This window comes from Nonomuraea bangladeshensis (assembly GCF_039529455.1).
GTDB classification, from domain to species: Bacteria; Actinomycetota; Actinomycetes; order Streptosporangiales; family Streptosporangiaceae; genus Nonomuraea; species Nonomuraea bangladeshensis.
This window is the reverse complement of the sequence record NZ_BAAAMV010000005.1, coordinates 691857-712516: the sequence shown is the minus strand read 5'-3', so window position 1 is coordinate 712516 and position 20660 is coordinate 691857. Positions and strand designations below refer to the sequence as shown.

21 protein-coding genes are annotated in these 20660 nt (G+C 70.3%); 9 read left to right on the top strand and 12 right to left on the bottom strand.

The window, feature by feature from the left end; genetic code table 11:
• The first annotated feature begins 59 nt into the window (after positions 1–59).
• From ABD292_RS19250 to ABD292_RS19240, 3 genes are read left to right on the top strand one after another with little or no spacing between them, the layout of a single operon-like run.
• Complete coding sequence (locus ABD292_RS19250; RefSeq protein WP_344208979.1) at positions 60–920, top strand: ABC transporter substrate-binding protein; 861 nt, start codon at positions 60–62, stop codon at positions 918–920.
• Positions 917–1786 carry an amino acid ABC transporter permease gene (locus ABD292_RS19245; RefSeq protein ID WP_344208977.1) on the top strand — a complete coding sequence of 290 codons (870 nt, stop codon included), beginning with the start codon at positions 917–919 and terminating at the stop codon, positions 1784–1786. Before ABD292_RS19250 ends, ABD292_RS19245 begins: the two co-directional genes overlap by 4 nt.
• Positions 1783–2526 carry an amino acid ABC transporter ATP-binding protein gene (locus ABD292_RS19240; RefSeq protein ID WP_344208975.1) on the top strand — a complete coding sequence of 248 codons (744 nt, stop codon included), beginning with the start codon at positions 1783–1785 and terminating at the stop codon, positions 2524–2526. The genes ABD292_RS19245 and ABD292_RS19240 overlap by 4 nt, the downstream gene beginning before the upstream one ends.
• On the opposite strand, the gene ABD292_RS19235 is transcribed toward ABD292_RS19240, so the two are convergent.
• Positions 2523–3998 carry an APC family permease gene (locus ABD292_RS19235; protein WP_344208973.1) on the bottom strand — a complete coding sequence of 492 codons (1476 nt, stop codon included), beginning with the start codon at positions 3996–3998 and terminating at the stop codon, positions 2523–2525. The genes ABD292_RS19240 and ABD292_RS19235 overlap by 4 nt on opposite strands.
• A gap of 67 nt (positions 3999–4065) precedes the next feature.
• Entirely contained in the window at positions 4066–5367 is a 1302-nt protein-coding gene (locus ABD292_RS19230; RefSeq protein WP_344208971.1) for an MATE family efflux transporter, read from the bottom strand.
• Positions 5368–5653: 286 nt separating this feature from the next.
• Between ABD292_RS19230 and dnaB the strand changes: the two genes are divergently transcribed.
• Both dnaB and ABD292_RS19220 read left to right on the top strand, forming a co-directional pair.
• Positions 5654–9340, top strand: a complete 3687-nt coding sequence (gene dnaB, locus ABD292_RS19225; protein ID WP_344208969.1) for a replicative DNA helicase — start codon at positions 5654–5656, stop codon at positions 9338–9340.
• 88 nt (positions 9341–9428) lie between these two features.
• Positions 9429–9884, top strand: a complete 456-nt coding sequence (locus ABD292_RS19220; RefSeq protein WP_344208967.1) for a universal stress protein — start codon at positions 9429–9431, stop codon at positions 9882–9884.
• On the opposite strand, the gene soxR is transcribed toward ABD292_RS19220, so the two are convergent.
• From soxR to ABD292_RS19205, 3 genes are read right to left on the bottom strand one after another with little or no spacing between them, the layout of a single operon-like run.
• Positions 9881–10384, bottom strand: coding sequence for a redox-sensitive transcriptional activator SoxR (soxR, locus tag ABD292_RS19215; RefSeq protein ID WP_344208965.1), 504 nt, complete (start codon positions 10382–10384; stop codon positions 9881–9883). The genes ABD292_RS19220 and soxR overlap by 4 nt on opposite strands.
• A gap of 40 nt (positions 10385–10424) precedes the next feature.
• Positions 10425–11156 carry an ABC transporter permease gene (locus ABD292_RS19210; RefSeq protein ID WP_344208962.1) on the bottom strand — a complete coding sequence of 244 codons (732 nt, stop codon included), beginning with the start codon at positions 11154–11156 and terminating at the stop codon, positions 10425–10427.
• Positions 11153–12058 (bottom strand): ABC transporter ATP-binding protein, encoded by a 906-nt coding sequence (locus tag ABD292_RS19205; protein WP_344208960.1) that lies wholly within the window; start codon positions 12056–12058, stop codon positions 11153–11155. Before ABD292_RS19205 ends, ABD292_RS19210 begins: the two co-directional genes overlap by 4 nt.
• Before the next feature lie 109 nt (positions 12059–12167).
• On the opposite strand from ABD292_RS19205, the gene ABD292_RS19200 reads away from it, so the two are divergent.
• The 3 genes from ABD292_RS19200 to dnaN all read left to right on the top strand — a co-directional run bounded on the left by ABD292_RS19200 (position 12168) and on the right by dnaN (position 15433).
• Entirely contained in the window at positions 12168–13598 is a 1431-nt protein-coding gene (locus tag ABD292_RS19200; protein WP_344208958.1) for a sensor histidine kinase, read from the top strand.
• Positions 13595–14245, top strand: a complete 651-nt coding sequence (locus tag ABD292_RS19195) for a response regulator transcription factor (RefSeq protein WP_344208956.1) — start codon at positions 13595–13597, stop codon at positions 14243–14245. The genes ABD292_RS19200 and ABD292_RS19195 overlap by 4 nt, the downstream gene beginning before the upstream one ends.
• Before the next feature lie 90 nt (positions 14246–14335).
• Entirely contained in the window at positions 14336–15433 is a 1098-nt protein-coding gene (gene dnaN / locus ABD292_RS19190) for a DNA polymerase III subunit beta (RefSeq protein WP_344208954.1), read from the top strand.
• A 16-nt stretch (positions 15434–15449) separates the two neighbouring features.
• On the opposite strand, the gene ABD292_RS19185 is transcribed toward dnaN, so the two are convergent.
• The 7 genes from ABD292_RS19185 to upp form a co-directional block, all read right to left on the bottom strand.
• The gene (locus ABD292_RS19185) at positions 15450–15908 is read right to left on the bottom strand and encodes a MarR family winged helix-turn-helix transcriptional regulator (RefSeq protein ID WP_344208952.1); all 459 of its coding nucleotides are present in this window, start codon (positions 15906–15908) and stop codon (positions 15450–15452) included.
• 20 nt (positions 15909–15928) lie between these two features.
• A complete protein-coding gene (locus ABD292_RS19180) occupies positions 15929–16612 on the bottom strand; it encodes a FadR/GntR family transcriptional regulator (protein ID WP_344208950.1) in 684 nt (227 codons plus the stop codon).
• Positions 16613–16714: 102 nt separating this feature from the next.
• Positions 16715–18058, bottom strand: a complete 1344-nt coding sequence (locus ABD292_RS19175; protein ID WP_344208948.1) for a helix-turn-helix domain-containing protein — start codon at positions 18056–18058, stop codon at positions 16715–16717.
• A 96-nt stretch (positions 18059–18154) separates the two neighbouring features.
• Positions 18155–18688 carry a PH domain-containing protein gene (locus tag ABD292_RS19170; protein WP_344208946.1) on the bottom strand — a complete coding sequence of 178 codons (534 nt, stop codon included), beginning with the start codon at positions 18686–18688 and terminating at the stop codon, positions 18155–18157.
• Positions 18685–18843, bottom strand: a complete 159-nt coding sequence (locus tag ABD292_RS19165) for a hypothetical protein (RefSeq protein ID WP_177240954.1) — start codon at positions 18841–18843, stop codon at positions 18685–18687. Before ABD292_RS19165 ends, ABD292_RS19170 begins: the two co-directional genes overlap by 4 nt.
• Before the next feature lie 99 nt (positions 18844–18942).
• A complete protein-coding gene (locus tag ABD292_RS19160; RefSeq protein WP_091088233.1) occupies positions 18943–19167 on the bottom strand; it encodes a hypothetical protein in 225 nt (74 codons plus the stop codon).
• Positions 19168–19346: 179 nt separating this feature from the next.
• A complete protein-coding gene (gene upp / locus ABD292_RS19155; protein ID WP_344208944.1) occupies positions 19347–19985 on the bottom strand; it encodes a uracil phosphoribosyltransferase in 639 nt (212 codons plus the stop codon).
• A 147-nt stretch (positions 19986–20132) separates the two neighbouring features.
• Between upp and ABD292_RS19150 the strand changes: the two genes are divergently transcribed.
• Entirely contained in the window at positions 20133–20648 is a 516-nt protein-coding gene (locus ABD292_RS19150; protein ID WP_020543023.1) for a tRNA adenosine deaminase-associated protein, read from the top strand.
• Positions 20649–20660: the final 12 nt, after the last annotated feature.

The window sequence follows — 20660 nt, the reverse complement described above, 5'->3', positions numbered from 1 at the left end:
TTGCCTGCTCACGTACAATTCCTTTCGTTCCCCGGTACGTTCCCCCTGGAGGCTTGGCCATGGCCCGTCCCCTCATGCTGCTCGCGCTGGCCGTGGCGCTCGTCGGTTGCGCACCCGTGGACGAGCAGGCGACCACCGCCTCCTCGGCCGCGCCCAGCGCCTCCACGGCGTGCACGAAGGAGCAGCTCAGCCTGGTCAAGGCGGGCAAGCTGACGATCGGCACCGACAAGCCCGCCTACGAGCCGTGGTTCAAGGACGATGACCCGAGCAACGGCCAGGGCTTCGAGAGCGCGGTCGCCTTCGCCGTCGCCGGCGAGCTGGGCTTCGACCGCAGCGAGATCGAGTGGGCGACGGTCAAGTTCGACGCGGCGTTCGCGCCGGGCGACAAGACCTTCGACTTCGACATCAACCAGGTGTCGATCACCCCCAAGCGTGCCGAGGTCGTCGACTTCAGCAACGGCTACTACACCGTCAAGCAGGCCGTGGTGGCGCTCAAGGGCGGCAAGTACGCCTCCGCCAAGACCCTCGCCGAGCTGCAGGACGCCAAGATCGGCGTGCAGGTGGGCACGACCTCCTTCGACGCGGTCAAGAGCGTGATCAAGCCGTCCGCCGACCCCAACGTCTACAACGAGCAGGTCGACGCCGTCAACGCGCTGAAGAACAAGCAGGTGGACGCGCTCGTCGTGGACCTGCCGACGGCCTTCTACGTGACAGCCGCGCAGGTGGAGAATGCCCAGATCGTCGGCCAGTTCAGCTCGACCGGCGGCACGCCGGAGGAGTTCGGCCTGGTCATGGAGAAGGGCAGCGCGCTCAAGCCGTGCGTGGACAAGGCCGTGGACGCGCTGAAGTCCAAGGGTGAGCTGGCCAAGATCGAGCAGGAGTGGCTGGGCTCGGCGGTGGGCGCGCCCGAGCTCTCATGAGCGACCGGATCAGCCCCGCAGCGGGCCCGGACGGCTGGGTCAAGAGCGAGCGGCAGAGCGAGCGGGAACGGATCCGCCGGTCCTACGGGCGTCGCTCGGGCTCGATCGCGACGCTCTCGACGGTCGTGTTCCTCGTCCTCGTCGTGTGGGCGGTCACGAGCTCGCCCGGCTGGCCCCGGGTGGCGGCGACCTTCCTGGACGGCGAGGAGTTCGTCCACGCGCTGCCCGACGTGCTGAGCGGGTTCCTGCTCAACATCAAGATGTTCCTCATCACCGAGGTGCTGGTCCTCGCCCTCGGCCTGCTCGTGGCGCTGGCCAGGGGGATCAGGACGCCGGCGTTCTTCCCGATCAGGGCGCTCGCCACGCTCTACACCGACATCTTCCGCGGCGTGCCGACGATTCTGTTGATCCTTCTGGTCGGGTTCGGGCTGCCTGCGCTGCGGTTGCAGGGCATCCCCACGGACCTCGCGACGCTGGGGATCATCGCGCTGACGCTGTCGTACGGCGCGTACGTCGCCGAGGTCTTCCGCTCCGGCATCGAGTCGATCCATCCGAGCCAGGTGGCCGCGGCGCGCTCGCTCGGGCTGAGCCACGGCAAGACCATGCGCTTCGTGGTGCTGCCGCAGGCCGTCCGCCGGGTGGGGCCGCCGCTGCTCAACGACTTCGTCTCGCTGCAGAAGGACACCGCTCTGGTGGCCGTCATCGGGCCGCTGGAGACGCTCAGGCAGGCACAGATCCACGTCGCCCACAGCTTCAAGTACTCGCCCTACCTGGCGTCGGCGCTGCTGTTCCTGCTGCTGACCATTCCGCTGGCCCGGTTCACCGACCACCTGGCGGCGCGGGCCCGAAGGAGGCGCGGCGCATGAGCCTGCTGAGCATCGACGGGGTGTGGAAGCACTTCCACGGGCAGAGCGTCCTGCGGGGCGTCGACCTGGAGGTGAACGCGCACGAGGTGGTGAGCCTCATCGGCGCGTCGGGCTCCGGGAAGTCGACGCTGCTGCGCTGCGTCAACCTGCTGGAGACGGTGGACGACGGCGTGATCCTGCTCGACGGCCAGGACATCACCGACCCGCGGGTCGACGTGGACGACGTGCGCAAGCGCATCGGCATCGTCTTCCAGTCGTTCAACCTGTTCCCGCACATGACCGTGCTGGACAACATCACCCTCGCCCCCCGCCAGGTGCACCGCGTGGCCAAGGCGCAGGCGGAGGAGCAGGCGCACGAGCTGCTGGTGCGGTTCGGGCTGGAGGGCAAGGCGCGGGCCTACCCCGACCAGCTCTCCGGCGGGCAGCAGCAGCGGGTGGCGATCATTCGCGCGCTCGCCACCCAGCCCCGGCTGATGCTGCTCGACGAGGTCACCTCGGCGCTCGACCCGCAGCTCGTGGTGGAGGTGCTGACGATCATCAGGGAGCTGAAGGACTCCGGCATGACGATGGTCCTCACCACGCACGAGATGGGCTTCTGCCGCGACATCTCCGACATGGTGTGCTTCCTCGACGGCGGCGTACTGATCGAGAAGGGGCCGCCTGAGCAGCTCTTCGACGCGCCGGAGCACCCGAGGACCAAGGAGTTCCTGCGCAGCGTGGTGCACTCGGGCCGCTTCTAGCGCCGGTGCCGCCCGCCGCCGCGCGCGGGCACCGGCGCGGCCGGGCGGGCGAGCACGCTGTGCCGGCGGCCGTAGGCGAGATAGACCCCCAGCCCGAACGCCATCCACAGCGCGAACCACACCCAGGTGAGCAGCCGCAGGTTCACCATGAGCCAGAACGTGGCCACCAGCGACAGCGCGGGCACCACCGGCGACAGCGGTACCCGGAACCCGCGCTCCAGGTGCGGCATGCGCCGCCGCATCACGATCACCCCGGCCGCCACGAAGCCGAAGGCGAACAGCGTCCCCAGCACGACGAGCTCCTGCAGCGTGAGCACCGGCACGAACTCCGCCAGCACGATCGCGACGCCCCCGATCACCAGCGTCACCCGCGAGGGCGTGTGGTAGCGGCGGCTGACCGCCGCGAGCCCGCGCGGGATGAGCCCGTCGCGGGCCATCGAGAACAGCACCCGCGTCTGCCCCACCATCAGCACCAGGATCACCGTGGTCAGCCCGAGCAGCGCCCCCACGTCGATGACGTGCGCCATCCAGCCCTCGCCGGCCGCGCGGAACGCGCTGGCCAGCGGCGCGTCCACGGAGATCTTCGTGTACGACACCATGCCCACCATGACCACGGCCACCACCACGTACACGACGGTGGCCACGACCAGGCTGCGGATCATGCCCTTCGGGACCGCCCGCTGCGCGTTCACGGTCTCCTCGGCCGCGGTCGCCACCACGTCGAAGCCGATGTAGGCGAAGGCGATGGCCGAGGCCGCCGAGAAGATCCCGAACCAGCCGAACGCGTGGCTCTCGCCCACCACGATCTCCAGCACGGTCGCGGGGGCGGTCGTGAGCGTCTTCGGCGGGACGTAGAAGTCGCCGAAGTTGCGGGCGTCCACGTGCGGCAGGCCCACGACGATGACCGCGCCGATGGCCAGCAGCTTGGCCGCCACCATGACCCACAGCGCGCGCAGCCCGACCCGGGCGCTGAGCGCCACCACGCCGGTGAGCAGCACCAGGATCGCCAGCACGAGCAGGTCGGCGACCCGGCCGGGGGAGGGGAGACGGACCCCGGCGTTCGCCAGCGCGCCGACCGCGATCTCGCCCCACGCGCGGGCCACGACGGCGGCGGCGAGCTGCAGCTCCAGGATCAGCGCCCAGCCGATGACCCAGGCCCAGACCTCGCCGAAGATGACGTAGGTGAAGGTGTAGGCGCTGCCCGAGGCCGGGATCGTGGACGACAGCTCGGCGTAGCACAGGCAGGCCAGCAGGCACGCGATGCCCGCGATCATGAAGGAGAGGATCACGCCGGGCCCGGCCGCGGTCGCGGCCTGCCGCCCGGCCACGGAGAAGATGCCGGCGCCGATCATCACGCCGAGGCCGAGCACGACGAGGTCGGCCGGCCGGTAGACCTCGGCAAGACTGTGCCGGGCGCCGGTGCGTAACCCGGTGGCCGCGGAGGGCGGCAGTCGTCGCAAGATACTGGACAAGGAACACCCCGCTCAGGGAACGCTCCGACTCTGTCTCACCACTTGGACAACAGCAAGCACGGGACGATTACGCCCCGGTTACCAGCCAGGCGGTGCCCGCCGCCCGCCGGGTGAGGGTGACGAGCCTGGCGATCATCCACACCCCGAGCGCGCACCACAGGGCCACCACGCCGAGCCCGGAGGCGAGGAAGGCGGCCGGCAGGTACGCCAGCGTCGTCCACACCCCCGCCCACGCCAGATAGCGCTGGTCGCCCGCGCCGATGAGCACCCCGTCCAGCACGAACACGATCCCGCACACCGGCTGGAACAGCGCCACCGGCCACAGCAGCGCCAGCAGCAGCTCGGTCACCTGAGGGTCGGCGTCGAACAGCCCCGGCACCAGCGGGCGCGCGAGCAGCACCAGCAGGCCGAGCACCGCCCCGGACCAGAGGCCCCACTGGACCATGCGCCTGGTGGCCGCCCTGGTGGCGGCCACGTCCCCGGCGCCGAGCGAGCGGCCGGTGATGGCCTGCCCCGCGATGGCGATGGCGTCCAGGGCGAAGGCGAGCAGCGTCCACACCTGGGTGGCGATGGCGTACGCGGCCAGCTCCGCCTGGCCCATCCTGGTCGCGATCACCGTGGCCGCGACCAGCACGACGCGCAGGCACACGGTGCGTACGAGGAGGGCGAGCCCGGCCGTACCCGCCTGCCTGATGCCCGTCAGGCTGGGGACGAGCGAGGTGCCGAGCCGCCGCGCGCCCCTCGCCACCACGACCAGGTAGACGGCCGCGCCGAGCGTCTGGGCCAGCACCGTGCCCCACGCCGACCCGGCGATGCCCCAGTCGAGCCCCAGCACGAACCAGGCGTTCAGCGCCGCGTTGAGCGCGAACGAGCCGACGGCCACGGCCAGGGGCGTGACCGTGTCCTGGAGCCCGCGCAGCACGCCGGTGCCGGCCAGCACGACCAGCATCCCGGGCGCGCCGAACAGGCTGATCCGCAGGTACGTCACCGCCTCCGCGGACTGGCCGGAGTCCGCGCCGAACAGGCCCACCAAGGCCGGGGCCAGCGGCCAGACGACCGCGATCAGCGCCACGCCGATGGCGAGGGCCAGCCAGACGCCGTCCACACCGCTGCGCATGGCCTGGTCGTGCCGGCCCGCCCCGGTCTGGCGGGCGACGGAGGCCGTGGTGCCGTAGGCGAGGAAGACGCACAGGTTCATGAGCGTCCCGAGCACGGATCCCGCCACGCCCAGCGCGCCCACCGCCGTGGTGCCGAGGCCGTGGCCCACGATGGCGTAGTCGGCGAGCAGGAAGAGCGGCTCGGCCACCAGCGCGCCGAACGCCGGGATCGCCAGCCGGAGAATCTCCCTGTCTCGGGACGTAATGGGCATTCATCCATTATGCCCATTACACGACATGCAGCGCCAACTTTCTTTCCTCCACAGCCGGTGGACAACGTTTCCGCAGGTCGGAGGCTCGTCGGCGGAAATCCCCAGAAGTTATCCCCAGGCGTCATCCACAGGCATTTCACATGTTGGGGGCCGTCGTACACAGCTTGACCACAGGGTTGTCCACAGGCCACGTTGGCGTCCGGGCCCCAGGTCCGGGAAACTGTCAGACCGGTCGACTACAAGTGGGGGTGGTGCGACCGCCTGCAAGGCTGTTCGAGGGGGCGCGGTGAGCATTGACGAAGAGATCCCGGCGGGGCCCGGTTTCGAGCGCACGCCGCCGCACAACATCGAGGCGGAGCAGTCGGTCCTCGGCGGCATGCTGCTGTCCAAGGACGCCATCGCCGACGTGGTCGAGATCATCCGCGCCGACGACTTCTACCGCCCCGCCCACCAGATGGTCTACGAGGTCATCACCGACCTCTACGGCCGCGGCGAGCCCGCCGACGCCGTCACCGTCTTCGACGAGCTGCAGAAGCGCGGCGAGATGGCCCGCGTGGGCGGCGCCGCCTACCTCCACACGCTGACGGCCGTCGTCCCCACGGCCGCCAACGCCGGCTACTACGCCAAGATCGTCCGCGAGCAGGCCATCCTCCGCCGCCTCATCGAGGCCGGCACCCGCATCGTCTCCTACGGCTACGGCGGCCAGAACGAAGAGGTCGACGACCTCGTCGACCGCGCCCAGGCCGAGATCTACAAGGTCACCGAACGCCGCACCTCCGAGGACTACGCCCCCCTGGCCGACATCATGCCGGGCGCCCTCGACGAGCTGGAGGCCATCGGCAGCCGCGGCGGCCAGATGGTCGGCGTGCCCACCGGCTTCCAGGACCTCGACCAGCTCACCAACGGCCTCCACCCCGGCCAGATGATCGTCGTCGCCGCCCGACCCGCGATCGGGAAGGCGCTGGCGCTCGACACGCCGCTGCCCACGCCCGAGGGGTGGACGACCATGGGCGACGTCAAGGTGGGCGACCGGCTGATCGGCGCGGACGGCAGGCCCACCAGGGTCGTGGCGGCCACCGAGGTGATGCACGACCGTCCCTGTTACGAGGTGGAGTTCAGTGACGGCACCGTGATCGTCGCGGACGCCCTGCATCAGTGGCGCACCATCACCCGTGCCGAACGCAAGCAGCGCCGGAGCGGTCCCTCCTACCACTGGGCACCGGAGGCCATCGAGAAGGTCAGGATCGCCTACGAGTCCGCGCTCCGCGACCCGGAGAAGCTGGTCACGCACGAGGAGGCACTTCAGCTCGTGGGGGAGGAGTTCCGTCATGTCCTGCACGTCGTGCAGAAGCAGGTGGGCACGACGGGCAAGGTATTCGCCGCCGTCGGTGGCGCGATGCGCAGCCATGAGTGGCGCACTCCCGCCTACCGGGCAGTGGACCTCTTCGCCGCTCTGCACGCCCGGGTCACCACGCCCAAGAACGCCGCCATCACCGCGGCCCCTCGTCGGACGGTGACCACCGAGGAGATCGCCGCGACCCTGCGCACCTCCGACGGGCGGCCGAACCACGCGGTGGCGGTGACCGCGCCGTTCGATCTCGACGAGCGCGAATTGCCGCTGGCGCCGTACGTGCTCGGCGTCTGGCTGGGCGACGGCCACAGCGCGGGCGCCCGCATCAGCACGGCCGATCCGGAGATCATCGCCAACCTCGAAGCCGAAGGTCTGTGCGTCACGCGCGTGGGTTCCTCCATCTCCTACCAGCTCACGCTGCCGGCCTCGGACTCGCCGGCCAGCCGCACGTGCGTGGTGTGCGGGTTGCGGCGCTGCCAGGCGTGCCATCGCTCACACGGAACCGTGCAGGGCATTCTCCGTACTCTGGGCGTGCTTCACGACAAGCACATTCCCGCCGCCTATCTCCGTGCTTCTGAGCGTCAGCGGCGCGCCCTGCTGGCCGGGCTGCTCGACTCGGACGGTTACGTCAACACCGGAGGCCAGATCCAGTTCGCCGTCACCAACCGGCGGCTGGCCGCCGACGTCCACGAGCTGATCCTCAGCCTCGGCTACAAGGCGACCATGCGGACCAGGCAGGTCAGCGGGAGAAGCGCGGACTCCTCCACGGCCTACATGATCAACTTCACTGCGTCCGACCAGCTCTTCCGCCTGCCACGCAAGGCCGTCCGGCAGACCGGCGGAGCTCGTCCCAACACCAGGTTCCGCTACATCGTGGACGTGCGGGAGATCGCGAGCAGGCCGGTCCGCTGTGTCCAGGTGGACAACGACGACCACATGTACCTTGCCGGCCGCAGCTGCATCCCCACCCATAACAGCACCCTCGGTCTGGACTTCGCCCGATCTGCGGCGATCAAGAATGGCATGACCACCGTCATCTTCTCGCTGGAGATGTCTCGCAACGAGATCACCATGCGACTGCTGTCCGCCGAGGCCCGCGTCGCGCTGCACGCCATGCGCTCCGGCATGATGAGCGACGAGGACTGGACCCGGCTGGCCAGGCGGATGAGCGAGGTGGCCGAGGCGCCGCTGTTCATCGACGACTCGCCCAACATGTCGATGATGGAGATCCGGGCCAAGTGCCGCCGGCTCAAGCAGCGCAACGACCTCAGGTTCGTGGTCATCGACTACCTCCAGCTGATGAGCTCGCCGAAGAAGACCGAGAGCCGCCAGAACGAGGTGTCGGAGATCTCGCGTGCCATCAAGCTGCTGGCCAAGGAGCTGGAGGTGCCGGTCATCGCGATCTCCCAGCTCAACCGTGGCCCCGAGCAGCGCACCGACAAGCGCCCGCAGGTGAGCGACCTTCGCGAGTCGGGCTGCCTCACCGCCGCCACCCGTGTCCTGCGCGCCGACACGGGCGCGGAGGCCACGCTGGGCGAGCTGCTGGAGTCCGGCGCGCGCGACATCCCGGTGTGGTCCCTGGACGAGAACCTGCGGCTCGTCCCGCGGACGATGACGCACGTGTTCCCCAGCGGCACGAAAGAGGTCTTCCGGCTGCGGCTCGGCTCCGGCAGGGAGATCGAGGCGACGGCCAACCACCCCTTCATGACGTTCGACGGGTGGCGTCCGCTGGGCGAGCTCGCCCCCGGAGCGCGCGTCGCCGCGCCGCGGCACGTTTCCGCGCCCCGCGACCTCCAGGAATGGCCGGACGACCAGGTGATCCTGGTGGACGGAGCCGTGCCTGAGGGGGTCTTCTCCCTCCCCAAGCGGCAGATCGCGCTGTTCCTGCGCCGCCTGTGGGCGGGCGACGGTGAGGTCCGGTGGGACAACGCGCTGGGCGAGGCGCGGCTCTCCTGCACCTCCACGAGCCGCCGCCTGATCGACGACGTCGCGCGGCTGCTGCTGAGGTTCAACGTGATGACGCGGATCGAAGAGGTCGGGCCGGCACATCGGCTGTGGGTCACCGGAGCCGACAACCAGCTCCGGTTCCTCGACGAGATCGGCGTGCCGGGCGAGCGGTTCGGGCAGCAGGCCGAGCAGTGCGCCGCGGCTCTCCGGCGGCTCGTGGGCGACAGCGGCGCCGGCGCCGTTCCGCGCGAGGTGTGGGACCGCGTCGGCGACCACCTGACGGTGGGGGCCGCCACGAAGAGCGCTCAGGGTCCTGAGCGCCTGCGCCGGATCTCCGCGATCCTCGATGACGCCGACCTTGAGCTGCTGGCCACGAACGACGTGTTCTGGGACGAGGTCGCCTCCGTCGAGAGCCTCGGCGAGCGGCCGGTCTACGACGCCACCGTCCTCGGCACCCACAACTTCGTGGCCAACGGGATCAGCGTCCACAACTCCATCGAGCAGGACGCGGACATGGTCATCCTGCTGCATCGGGAGGACGCCTACGAGCGGGAGTCGCCGCGGGCGGGCGAGGCCGACCTGATCGTGGCCAAGCACCGAAACGGTCCCACGGCGACGGTCACGGTGGCGTTCCAGGGCCATTACAGCCGGTTCGTGGACATGGCCCAGCACTGAGGGCTGTGACGAAGCAGACAGGCGGCGGCGGAATGGCGCTGATCATCGCGGTGCTGCAGCGGATGACCGTAGTGAAGGGAAGTCCGCCATGACCATCCTCGTCGCCTACGACGGCTCGGCCGACGCGCGCGCCGCGATCGAGTTCGCCGCCAAGCACCTCGCCGCCGAGCCCGTCGTCGTCCTGACCGTGTGGGAGCCGCTGCTCGTACAGTTGCGGAAATATCCGCTCGCCGCCGGTGTGCTCACGACCGAGGCCGAGGACGAGGCGCGGGCCCAGGCGGAGGCGAGCGCCAGGGAGGGCGCCGAGCTGGCCGTGGCGTCGGGCCTCGCCGAGGTGACCCACCGGGCCGTGGCCGACAACGAGTCCGTGTGGAAGACGATCGTGGACGTGGCCGACGAGCTCGACGCCTCGCTCATCGTCACGGGCTCGCGGGGCCTGGCCGGGGTGCGTTCGGTGCTGCTGGGCAGCGTCTCCAACCACGTGCTGCACCACGCGCAGCGGCCCACGCTCATCGTCCCTCCCGCCCAGAGGGCGGGAGGCTAGGCTCCGTCCCCGGCCGCGTTGCAGCAGGCTCCCGGCGGCGGGGACAGCCGGGTGTCGATGCGCCGGGCTCCCGGCCCCTCGTCGCCGAGCCGGTCGTACGGGTTGGCGACGGGGCACAGGTCGAGCGACAGGCAGCCGCAGCCGATGCAGTCGGTGAGGTCGTCGCGCAGCCGCTGGAGCTGCAGGATGCGGTCGTCCAGCTCGCCGCGCCAGGCGGCCGAGAGCCGGGCCCAGTCGGCGCGGGTGGGGGTGCGCTCGCCCGGCAGCTCGTCCAGCGCGTCCTTGATGGTCTTGAGCGGGATGCCGATGCGCTGCGCCAGCCGGATGAAGGCGACCCTGCGCAGGCTGTCGCGGCTGTAGCGGCGCTGGTTGCCGGCCGTGCGGCGGCTGGTGATGAGGCCCTTGGCCTCGTAGAAGTGCAGGGCCGAGACGGCGACGCCGCTGCGCTCGGCCAGTTGCCCGACCGTGAGCTCCTTGGTGTTCCAGGCGACCTTGGTCATACCGAGAGCTTAGTTGAGGTTTGGCGGAGACGGCCCGCCGTCACTCCCACCGGAACAGCCGTACGGCGAGCCCGCCGAAGACCACCAGCCCGACGGCCATCACGATCAGGTGCAGCGGCTGCGGCGCGTGGCCCGCCCAGGTGTCCTTGAGCGCCTGGGCGAACGGCCCGGCCACGGAGTAGTCGCTCACGGTGCGGAGGGCGTCCGGCATGGCCTGGCGCGGGATCCACATGCCCGCGACGAACATCAGCGGGAACATGACCAGCGACCCGATCCCCGGCGCCGCCTTGCCGTTGGGCGCGAGGGCGGCGATGACCAGCCCCATCGACATGAGCGCCGCCGTGCCGAGCAGGAACACCAGCACGAAGCCCGGCCACTGTCCGGGAGGCGCGGCGTCGAAGACCAGCATGGTCCCGACGACGAGGATGGCCGTGGCCACGACCGCGACGGCCAGGTTGATGACGAGCTGCACGGCCAGCATCCGCGCGGGGCTGACCGGCGTGGTGGACATCCGCCGCAGCACGCCCTGCTCCCGGTACGTGGTGAGCACCGCGGGAAGGACGCTGCACACCAGCGTGAGCAGCGAGAGCAGGACCATGAGGCTCGGCCACTGGGCGTCGACGTACCGCTCGCCGGTGTCGGTCACCTCGCCCATGCCGGGGATGGTGAGCCCCAGCACGACCAGGAGGGCGACCGGCAGCGCGATGGTGAAGGCCAGCGACGGCCAGTCGCGCAGGTAGAGCTTGGCCTCCACGAGGAGCATCTTCTTCATGACAGCTTCCTTCCGGTGAGCGCGAGGAACGCGTCGTCCAGCGTGGCCTGCTCGATGCGCAGGTCCCCGGGCACGATCTCCTGCCGGGCCAGGGCGAGGGTGACGGTGGCGGCGAGGTTGCCGGCGCCGCTGACGGCGACCTGGTCGCCGTTCCGCTCGACGGCGCGCACCCCAGGGAGGGCGAGCAGCACGTCGTCCGTGACCGGCGCGGAGGGCCGGAAGCGCACCCGTTGCTCCCCGCCGACCTGCTGGATCAGCCCGGCGGGCGTGTCGGTGGCGACGACCTTGCCGGCGTCGATGAGCGCCAGGCGGTCGCAGAGCCGCTCGGCCTCCTCCATGAAGTGGGTGACCAGCACGATCGTCACCCCGGACGCGCGGATCTGCTCGACGAGCTCCCAGGTGTCGCGGCGGGCCTGCGGGTCGAGGCCGGTGGTCAGCTCGTCGAGCACGGCCACGCGCGGCCGGCCGACCAGCGCGAGCGCCACGGACAGCCGCTGGCGCTGCCCGCCGGAGAGCTTCTTGAACGTCGCGTGCCGCTTGTGGCCGAGCCCCACCCGCTCCAGCAGCTCGTTCCAGTCGGCCGGGTCGGGATAGAAGGAGGCGTACAGGTCCAGGGCCTCCCACACCTTGATCTTCTCCGGCAGGTTGGCGCTCTGGAGCTGCATGCCGAGCACTTCGCGCAGCTCGGCGCGGTCGCGTCGGGGGTCGAGCCCGGCCACCCGTACGGTGCCGCCGTCCGGCGCCCGCAGGCCCGCCACGCACTCGACCGTCGTGGTCTTGCCGGCGCCGTTGGGCCCGAGGATGCCGAAGATCTCGCCCTCGGCGACCTCGAACGACACGTCGTCGACCGCCAGGTGTTTGGGGTACTGCTTGCGCAGGTTCCTGACCTCGATGATTTTCATGGCTACGACGGTAGGAACGCCGCCTCCGCCGGGGAATGCGGCTGGATGCCGGGCAAGGGTGTACCTAGGTGCAGTGACCCGGAGGTCATGGCTTGGGCACACTGGGAGCATGTTGAGGAGGTACGGCCGGGTCGCGACGCTGCTCGCGCTGCTCGTCGTCCAGGTGCCGCTGATCGCCGTGTCCCTCGTGATGCTAGTGCTGTCGGTGGCGTTGGGGATGGTGTTCCTGTTCCCGCCGCAGGTCCGCATGGTGCGCGGGGTGGCCGAGCTCAACCGGCGGCTCATGCGGCGCTGGACCGGCCTGGCCATCGAGGCCCCCTACCTGCCGAAGCCGCCGCCCCCGGTGCCGCAGGCGGACGGCTTCTACCGCTACGACCGCACCCTCTACAAGACCCCGCGCATCCCCGCATGGAACGACCGCTGGAAGTGGCTGATCACCGACCCGGCCACCTGGCGCGACGATTTCTGGCTGGTGCTGGACCCGCTGATGAAGGTGACGCTGGCGCCGGTGTTCCTGCTGCTCCCGGCCCAGGGGCTGCGCCTGTACGCGCTCTGGAGCGACCTGCTGCTCGGCGCGACCGCCAACAGCCGCCTGGCCAACCAGGTCACCCACCTCCAGCGCACCCGCAACCTGGCCACCGACTCCCAGGCCGCCGAGATGCGCAGGATCGAGCGCGACCTGCACGACGGCACGCAGGCGCGGCTGGTCGCCATCGGCATGACGCTCGGCGCGGTCGAGCAGCTCGTGGACCAGGACCCGGCGGCGGCCAAGGCGCTGCTCACCAAGGCCCGCGAGGCGTCCTCGGAGACGCTGACCGAGCTGCGCCGGGTCATCCGCGGCATCCATCCGCCGGTGCTGGCCGAGCGGGGGCTCGGCGATGCCGTACGCGCCCTCGCCATGGACAGCCCCATGCAGGTCTCCGTGGACGTGGACCTGCCGCACCGCCCGGACGCGCCGGTGGAGGCCGCGGCCTACTTCGCGGTCAGCGAGCTGCTGTCCAACGCCGCCCGGCACGGCGACGCCCGTACGGCGGCCGTGGACATCAGCTCCAGGGAGGCCGACCTGCGCATCACGGTCACCGACGACGGCATGGGCGGCGCCGACCCGGCCAAGGGCAGCGGCCTGGCCGGCATCGAGCGGCGGCTGGCCGCCTTCGACGGGGTGCTCGCGCTGAACAGCCCGCCGGGCGGCCCCACCACGGTCACCATGCACCTGCCCAAGGTGCTGCCCCAGCACTGTGCCACCGACCTGCCCAAGCTGTCGCGCAACAAGACGATCCTCGTGGGGCTGTTGTGGGCGACGGCGTGGTGCCCGACCTTCCCGCAGGGTTTCGTGGCGGCCATCTTCAAGATCTTCGGAGTCGAGGAGAAAACGTGGTTCCTCGCCCTGTACATGCCGGAGCCCTGGCAGTGGCCGACCATCATCGGCATGATCACGCTCGGGCTCACCATGCATATCATCGCCATCCGCATCCCGGCCGTGCACAACCGGGAGCGCTGGATGATGGAAGCCACCCCGACCAAACCCTGGTGCCCATGAACGTGCTCATCGCCGAAGACCTCTACCTGCTCAGGGACGGCCTGGTGCACCTGCTCCAGGCGCACGGCTTCACCGTCGTGGGAGCGGTGGACAGCGGCCCCGAGCTGCTCAAGGGGCTGCTGGAGCTGCGGCCGGACGTCTCGATCGTGGACGTGCGCCTGCCGCCCACGTTCACCGACGAGGGCCTGCAGGCCGCGCTGGCGGCCAGGAAGTCGGTGCCCGGCCTGCCGATCCTGGTGCTGTCGCAGCACGTCGAGCAGCTGTACGCGCGCGAGCTGCTGGCCGACGGCTCCGGCGGCATCGGCTACCTGCTGAAGGACCGCGTCTTCAACGCCGAGCAGTTCGTCGACGCCGTACGCCGGGTCGCCGAGGGCGGCACCGCGATGGACCCGGAGGTCATCGCCAAGCTGCTGGCCAGCAACGCCAGGCACGAGCCGCTGGCCGCGCTCACGCCGCGCGAGCGGGAGGTGCTGGAGGCCATGGCGGAGGGCCGCTCCAACGCGGCGATCTCCCAGCGGCTCTACCTGAGCGAGAGCGCCGTCGCCAAGCACACCGCCAACATCTTCGCCAAGCTCGGCCTCGCCCCTTCGGACGACGACAACCGCCGGGTGCTGGCGGTCCTCGCCTACCTCCAGAGCCGCACCTGACTCTCGCGCATCACCGGCCCCCGGCGGGCCCGGGGTTGTCGGTCGTCTCGGCTATTTTCGTAGAGGCACGGCGACGAAGGGGTGTAACAGGTGAAAATCCGGGTTAACCGCGATGTTCTGGCAGAAGCGGTGGCGTGGGCTGCCCGAGTCCTGCCCAGCCGCCCGGTGGTGCCCGTTCTGTCCGGGCTGCTGCTGGAGGCCGGCGAGGAGCTGACGCTGTCGGCGTTCGACTACGACGTCTCCGCGCGGGCCGCGATCGACGCCGACGTGGCCGAGGGGGGCACCGTGCTCATCCCGGGCCGGCTGCTCGCCGAGATCAGCCGCAGCCTGCCGGCCGACGACGTCGAGATCGTCACCGAGGGGCCCGAGGCGGTGCTCACCTGCGGCAGCGCCGAGTTCGGGCTGGTCACCATGCCGGTCGAGGACTTCCCGACCCTGCCCACGATGCCGCCGGTCGTCGGCGCGGTGGGCGGCGGCGTGTTCGCCTCGGCCGTCGGTCAGGTCGCCCCCGCGGCGAGCCGCGACGACACCCTGCCGATGCTCACCGGCATCAGGGTCGACATCGACGGCGAGTCGGTCGCGATGGCGGCCACCGACCGCTACCGCATCGCCGCCCGCGACTTCACCTGGCGCCCGGCCACGCCCGACGTGTCCGTCTCGGCGATGGTGCCGGCCCGGGTGCTGGTCGAGGTGGCCAAGTCGCTGCGCGGCGGCGAGGTCGCGGTGGCCATGGGCGACGGGGTGGCCGGGTTCGAGAGCGTCGGGCGCAGCACGACCGTGCGGCTGCTCGACGAGCAGTTCATCGACTACCGTTCCCGGCTGACCAGCGACTGGTCGATCCGGGCCGACGTGGCGGTGGGGCCGTTCGTCAACGCGATCAAGCGCGTGGCGCTCGTGGCCGAGCGCAACACCGCGATCCGGCTGTCGTTCACGCAGGGGCAGGTGCTCATCCAGGCGGGCGGCGGCGACGTCGGCCGCGGCACCGAGGTGATGCCGTGCGAGCTGCGCGGCGACGACATCCAGATCGCCTTCCAGTCGCAGTTCCTGCTCGACGGGCTGACGGGCATCGAGGGCGAGCTGGCCCGCATCAACCTGGAGTCGCCCACGCGGCCCGCGCTCATCCAGGACGTCCCCGGCGACGCGCAGCCCGTCTTCCGCTACCTCGTCATGTCCCTGCGGCAGAGCTAGCGGAGCCCGGTCGGGCTCACGGGCCCGGCCAGGTTGTCTGACGTTCGGCAACGAGCTTGAAGACCCGCTTGAACTCCGCGTACGCCTGCTCGCCCACGGCCCGCGCGTGCCCCGCCTCCATCTCGGCGAGCACGGCGTCCGACCTGGCGAGGAAGTCGCACCCCTTCTCGGTGGGCACGATGAGCTTGGCGCGGCGGTCGGCCGGGTCGGGCCGCCGCTCCACGTAGCCGAGCTCGACCAGCTCGTCCACCAGGGTGCCGATCACCTGCTTGTGCTGCCCCGACTGGGCGGCCAGCTCGGTGGCCCGGCTGCCCTCCACGTCGAGGTAGGCGAGCACCGCCCCGTGGCGCGGCCTGAGCCGCGGATGCCCCTGCTCGCCCAGCTTGGCGAACAGCTCACGCTGGAGGGCGAACAGCGTCCGGCTGGACAGGATGCCGAGGTCGGGCTGCTCGCGTTGACGCCGGCTCCTGCGCACCGCACACCCCTCCGGGGCCGTCAGGAGTCGGCGGACTCGGTGAGGGCGATGAGGATGTGCTCCATGCAGGCGTGACCGGCCCGCTCGGCCGCCGTCGCGTCGCCGGCCGCGATGGCGCGGGCGATCGCGTCGTGCGGGATGTAGCTCTTGTTCAGCGACGTGCCGGCCGCCGTGATGCTGGCCCGCAGCGCCGCGGAGAAGTCCTCGTACAGGTCGATGAGGACGAGGTTGTGGGTGGCGTGCGCGACCGCCATGTGGAAGGCGAGGTCGGCCTCCACGAAGTATTCGGGGTCGTCGAGGTCCCACGCGCGCTCCCGCTCGGCCAGGGCGGCCTCGATGCGGGCGATGTCGTCGTCGGTGCGACGGGTGGCGGCGAGCCGCGCGGACTCGACCTCCAGCGCACGCCGCACCTCCAGGATCTCCAGCTGTTCGGCCTGCCTGAGCCGGCGCAGCATGGCGCCGGACAGCTCGCTGGTGGCCCGCACGTAGGTGCCGTCGCCCTGACGGCACTCCAGCAGCCCGGCGTGCGTGAGCGCGCGCACGGCCTCACGAACGGTGTTGCGCCCGACCCCGAGCTGCTCGGCGAGCACGGTCTCGGTCGGGATCTTGCCGTTCATCGACCACGACCCTGAGGTGATCTGCTCCTTGAGCTGATCGATCACCTGGTCGACGAGCGAAGCCCGCTGCGCCGTACGCAGACTCACAGTCCGCCTCCTCCGGGAAAACCAGTCATCCCATGAGTCAATGACTGGTAGACCCTAATTATTCCAGACTCGGAACGCCAAATCTGGAGCTCCCGGAGGAATTCAGCGGGATACGGTCGTGCCGGCTGCCACCTCCGCCATGGCCGAACGGACTCCGGCGGCTTCGAGCGCCTTACGATACGCGGCCGTCTGCTGCGCCACGGACCCGACCCGGCCGTGGAGGTCGCCCAGCTCACGCCAGCACCGCGCGGCCTGCCGGTCGGTGCCGAACGCCGGCCGGCCGAGCGCGCTCAGCAGCCGGTGCGCGGTGGCGAGCTCGGACTCGGCGTTGCCGCCCAGCTCCAGCGCCACGGCGGCGAGCACCAGGCGGGCCTCGGCGGCCGTCGTGCCGGGCTCCTCGCCCGCCAGGCCCAGCGCCTGACCGGCCAGCTCCGCCGCGCGCGCCGGGTCACCCGAACGCAGCCGCACCCGGGCGTGCACGACCAGGCTCTCGGCGTAGGCGGGGGCGGCCGACGGGAAGGCGGCGAAGACCGCGGACGCGCTCGACACCAGCCGCTCGGACTCCTCCAGCGGAGCCGTGGTCATCCTGGCCCAGTGCATGGCGGCCCGGGCGAGCTGCAGCGCCAGCCGCGTCTCACGACCGGCCATGATCGCGTCGTCGGCCAGCCGCACCGCGAGGGCGGAGTCCTCGCCGCCCGCGGCGGCCGTGCTCGCCTCCCAGAGCGACCGGATCTCGCCGGAACGGTCCACAACCGGGGAAAAACCGGTCATGTCGAGGACCTTCTTGACGTAAGCCAGCTCGGGGGAGTCGCTCTCGTTCTCGCTGCGCGCCTCGACCAGCGCCGCCGCCAGATCGACCGCGATCTCGCCCTTGGTCACGTCGAGCCGCTCCGCCTGCTCCAAGGCGTGCGCGGCCAGGTCACGGGCGCGCAGCCGGTCGCCGGCCCGCTGGTAGCAGCGGCTCAGCGCGATGGTCAGCGGCAGGTCGGCCAGCCGCTCGGGGTGGGCCGCAGCCTCCCTGCGCAGCCGCTCGAACGCCTCGACCGCCTGGCCCAGCCGGCCCTGCGCCTCCAATGCCCGCGCCCGCCCGAACCGGGCCTGCGCCGTCAACATGGCGTTCTCCTCGTCGGCCGCCTTCACGATCTCGGTGAAGCGGTCGGCGGCCACGGCGGGATCGCCGTGCTGGAGCTCAAGCTCGGCATGCCGCAGCCCGAGCTCGGTGTCGATGCGCTGCCGAGGCTCGATCCCGTGAAGGAGGAACTCGGTGGTGCATCCGAGCCGCTCGGCCAGCAGCCGGGCCACTACAGGAGTCGGCGTGCGCTTGCCCGACTCGATGAGCGAGACATAACTGTCAGACAGGTCGGGTCCGGCCAACTGGGCCTGCGACATCCGCCTGTTCAGCCGCAATCCACGGACGCGGTCACCGATGGTTCCCTGACTCGGCATCTCATCTCTCAGGGCGGGGAAGGGTCAACAACACGCAATGATTGCATGAAGTAGCCGAATCTGGTATCCCCGTGTGAAGAATTTGCCGCGCGGAGATTAATCGTCGCTGTCGTCCTTGCTGGGGAAAAGCATCTGGCAGACCTCGAGGTAGAGGGTCTCCGGATACGGAATGTACTCGACTGTTGACAGAGCCTGGTCCTGACCTGCGGACTCGAGGATGAACTCGCCGTAACCGAGCATGCGTCCCAGCAGCGAGCGCTGGAAGCTCATGTCCGTGACCTTGCCCAGGGGCATCATCGCGACCTTACGGGTGATGAGCCCCGTGGTGAGCAACATTCGCTTGGAGGTCACCACGAAGTAGTCGACCGACCACTCCGCGACCTTCCACACGAAACGGATCAGCAGCAGGAGCCAGAGCCACCACACGACGACGAGCGCCGTGCCACCCGCCGCGGTGCCGCCGAAGAACTTGCTGAGCAACGCGGCGACGACCAGGCCGCCGAAGACCTCGGCGACCGGGCGGAGCAGGATGGCGGGGTGGCGCCGCACCATGAGGACCTGCTGTTCCTGTGGGAGGAGGTAACGGTTGACCGACGCCGGGGCGGAGTCCCCGTGGGTCACCAGTCTCATGAGAGGTTGTTCACAAACTGCGCCAGTGAGTCGGCTGCGTTGAACACCGTGTCGAACGCCCCCTTCACCGCGTCAGCGGCATCAGCTGGTCGGGCCAACAGGTAGTAAGCGACAAATCCGATGCCGCTGTATGTGAGGACTTTTTTGACCTGCACCGTCGTCGCCTCCGAGCCACTTACCCACTCCCGCCGTATACATTACCCACCCGGGTGCCCGGGTAAAGGTGTGTTGGCGGGTTAGTTTTGATCTTGGTTTCAACCGCGCTCGCTGGCCACCAGAGCCAGCACGTGAAGGTGCTTGCGCGCGATGCGCTCGACGAGGCTGGGATGGGCGTAGCCGGTGACCTCCAGCGCGCCGTAGTGCGCCGCCTCGACACAACGCGTGACCGTGGTCGAGGAGTGGACGCCCGCGAACTCATCGCGCAGCACCGCCTCGACCTCGGCGTACGGCATCGGATCGGCCTCGGTGTGCTCGTTCACGAGGACACCTCGCCGGCCGGCATGTCGCTCATCATGCTCCCCCACGCGCATGCGGAAGTTGCCTTCGCGTCTGTTCGTACCCACCTAACCACAGTATGTAACGGTGTGACGACCGAGCGTGACAAACGCCGGTCGCGCGAGGGAGCCGCGGGACCGGTCCAAAGAAAGGGCGGGCGGGGTCAGACGACGCCGTAGAGGCGGTCGCCCGCGTCGCCGAGGCCGGGGACGATGTAGCCGTTCTCGTTGAGCCGCTCGTCGAGGGCCGCGGTCACGAGGCGGATGGGCTTGCCGGAGTTGGCGAACACCTTGTCCATGTAGGCGAGGCCCTCGGGGGCGGCCAGCAGGCAGATGGCGGTGACGTCGACGGCGCCCCGGTCGAAGAGGAACTGCACGGCCGCCGCCAGCGTGCCGCCGGTGGCGAGCATCGGGTCGACCACGTAGCACTGCCGGCCGGACAGGTCGTCGGGCAGGCGCGTGGCGTACGTCTCCGCCTGGAGGGTGGACTCGTTGCGGATCATGCCAAGGAAACCGACCTCGGCCGTGGGCAGCAGCCGGGTCATGCCGTCGAGCATGCCGAGCCCGGCCCGCAGGATCGGCACGACCAGGGGGTAGGGCTTGGCCAGCCGCACGCCGTGCGCGGTGGCGACCGGGGTCTGGACGGTGACGTCGGTGATCCGCACGTCGCGCGTGGCCTCGTAGGCCAGCAGGGTCACCAGCTCGTCGGCGAGCCTGCGGAAAGTCGGCGAGTCGGTGCCGGCATCACGCAGCGCGGTGAGCTTGTGGGCCACGAGCGGATGGTCGACGACGAGGGTTTCCATGGAGCACAACGGTATCCCCTGGGAGACACCGCGGCACCTCGCGGTTTTGGTTTTGATCACAATTTGGTCGGAGAGGCGCACGCCGGGTGCCCGGTTCTGGAACGATTGGGTGTTGGTGATATCTGTCGTGTCAGAAATCGGGTGGGGATGGCGATGACGGACGAAGATGCGCTCGACTTCGCCATCGTGGTCTATCGCGAGGACGAACGGTGGCACGCCGAGCTGCTGCCCGTCGCACTCACCTCCGACCTGCACGGCCTGATCCAGGTGCTCAAGCAGCAGCCGAGCGAGAGCGGCACGATCGCGCTGGTCGCCGTGGGCGACGAGTTCTTCGTGGCGCTGCGGGGCCTCGGCGATCGGGTGGACGTCTTCCTGTCCGACATCGCCGCCTCCTGGGACTTCCCGCTGGCCCGTCAGGTGCTCGAATACCTGGACGTGCCCGTCCCCGACGAGGAGGAGCTCGACGAGATCCTCCAGGACGAGGAGACCGTGCTCCCCGCCGGAGATCTGTCGATCTTCGCCGATCTCGGGTTGGACGAGATGGAGCTGGGCATCCTCTCCGGCGACATCGACCTGTTGCCCGAAGACGTGCTGTCCAGCATCGCCGCGCGGCTCGGCTTCTCCGAGCCGTTCGAGCGTGCCATCGAATCGGTCTTCGGCTGATCCCCCTGGAGC

Coding starts and splice junctions, on each gene's coding strand:
- ABD292_RS19250 (WP_344208979.1), top strand. CDS start 60: ATGGCCCGTCCCCTCATGCTGCTCGCGCTGGCCGTGGCGCTCGTCGGT.
- ABD292_RS19245 (WP_344208977.1), top strand. CDS start 917: ATGAGCGACCGGATCAGCCCCGCAGCGGGCCCGGACGGCTGGGTCAAG.
- ABD292_RS19240 (WP_344208975.1), top strand. CDS start 1,783: ATGAGCCTGCTGAGCATCGACGGGGTGTGGAAGCACTTCCACGGGCAG.
- ABD292_RS19230 (WP_344208971.1), bottom strand. CDS start 5,367: ATGCCCATTACGTCCCGAGACAGGGAGATTCTCCGGCTGGCGATCCCG.
- ABD292_RS19220 (WP_344208967.1), top strand. CDS start 9,429: ATGACCATCCTCGTCGCCTACGACGGCTCGGCCGACGCGCGCGCCGCG.
- soxR (WP_344208965.1), bottom strand. CDS start 10,384: ATGACCAAGGTCGCCTGGAACACCAAGGAGCTCACGGTCGGGCAACTG.
- ABD292_RS19210 (WP_344208962.1), bottom strand. CDS start 11,156: ATGAAGAAGATGCTCCTCGTGGAGGCCAAGCTCTACCTGCGCGACTGG.
- ABD292_RS19205 (WP_344208960.1), bottom strand. CDS start 12,058: ATGAAAATCATCGAGGTCAGGAACCTGCGCAAGCAGTACCCCAAACAC.
- ABD292_RS19200 (WP_344208958.1), top strand. CDS start 12,168: ATGTTGAGGAGGTACGGCCGGGTCGCGACGCTGCTCGCGCTGCTCGTC.
- ABD292_RS19195 (WP_344208956.1), top strand. CDS start 13,595: ATGAACGTGCTCATCGCCGAAGACCTCTACCTGCTCAGGGACGGCCTG.
- ABD292_RS19175 (WP_344208948.1), bottom strand. CDS start 18,058: ATGCCGAGTCAGGGAACCATCGGTGACCGCGTCCGTGGATTGCGGCTG.
- ABD292_RS19170 (WP_344208946.1), bottom strand. CDS start 18,688: ATGAGACTGGTGACCCACGGGGACTCCGCCCCGGCGTCGGTCAACCGT.
- upp (WP_344208944.1), bottom strand. CDS start 19,985: ATGGAAACCCTCGTCGTCGACCATCCGCTCGTGGCCCACAAGCTCACC.
- ABD292_RS19150 (WP_020543023.1), top strand. CDS start 20,133: ATGGCGATGACGGACGAAGATGCGCTCGACTTCGCCATCGTGGTCTAT.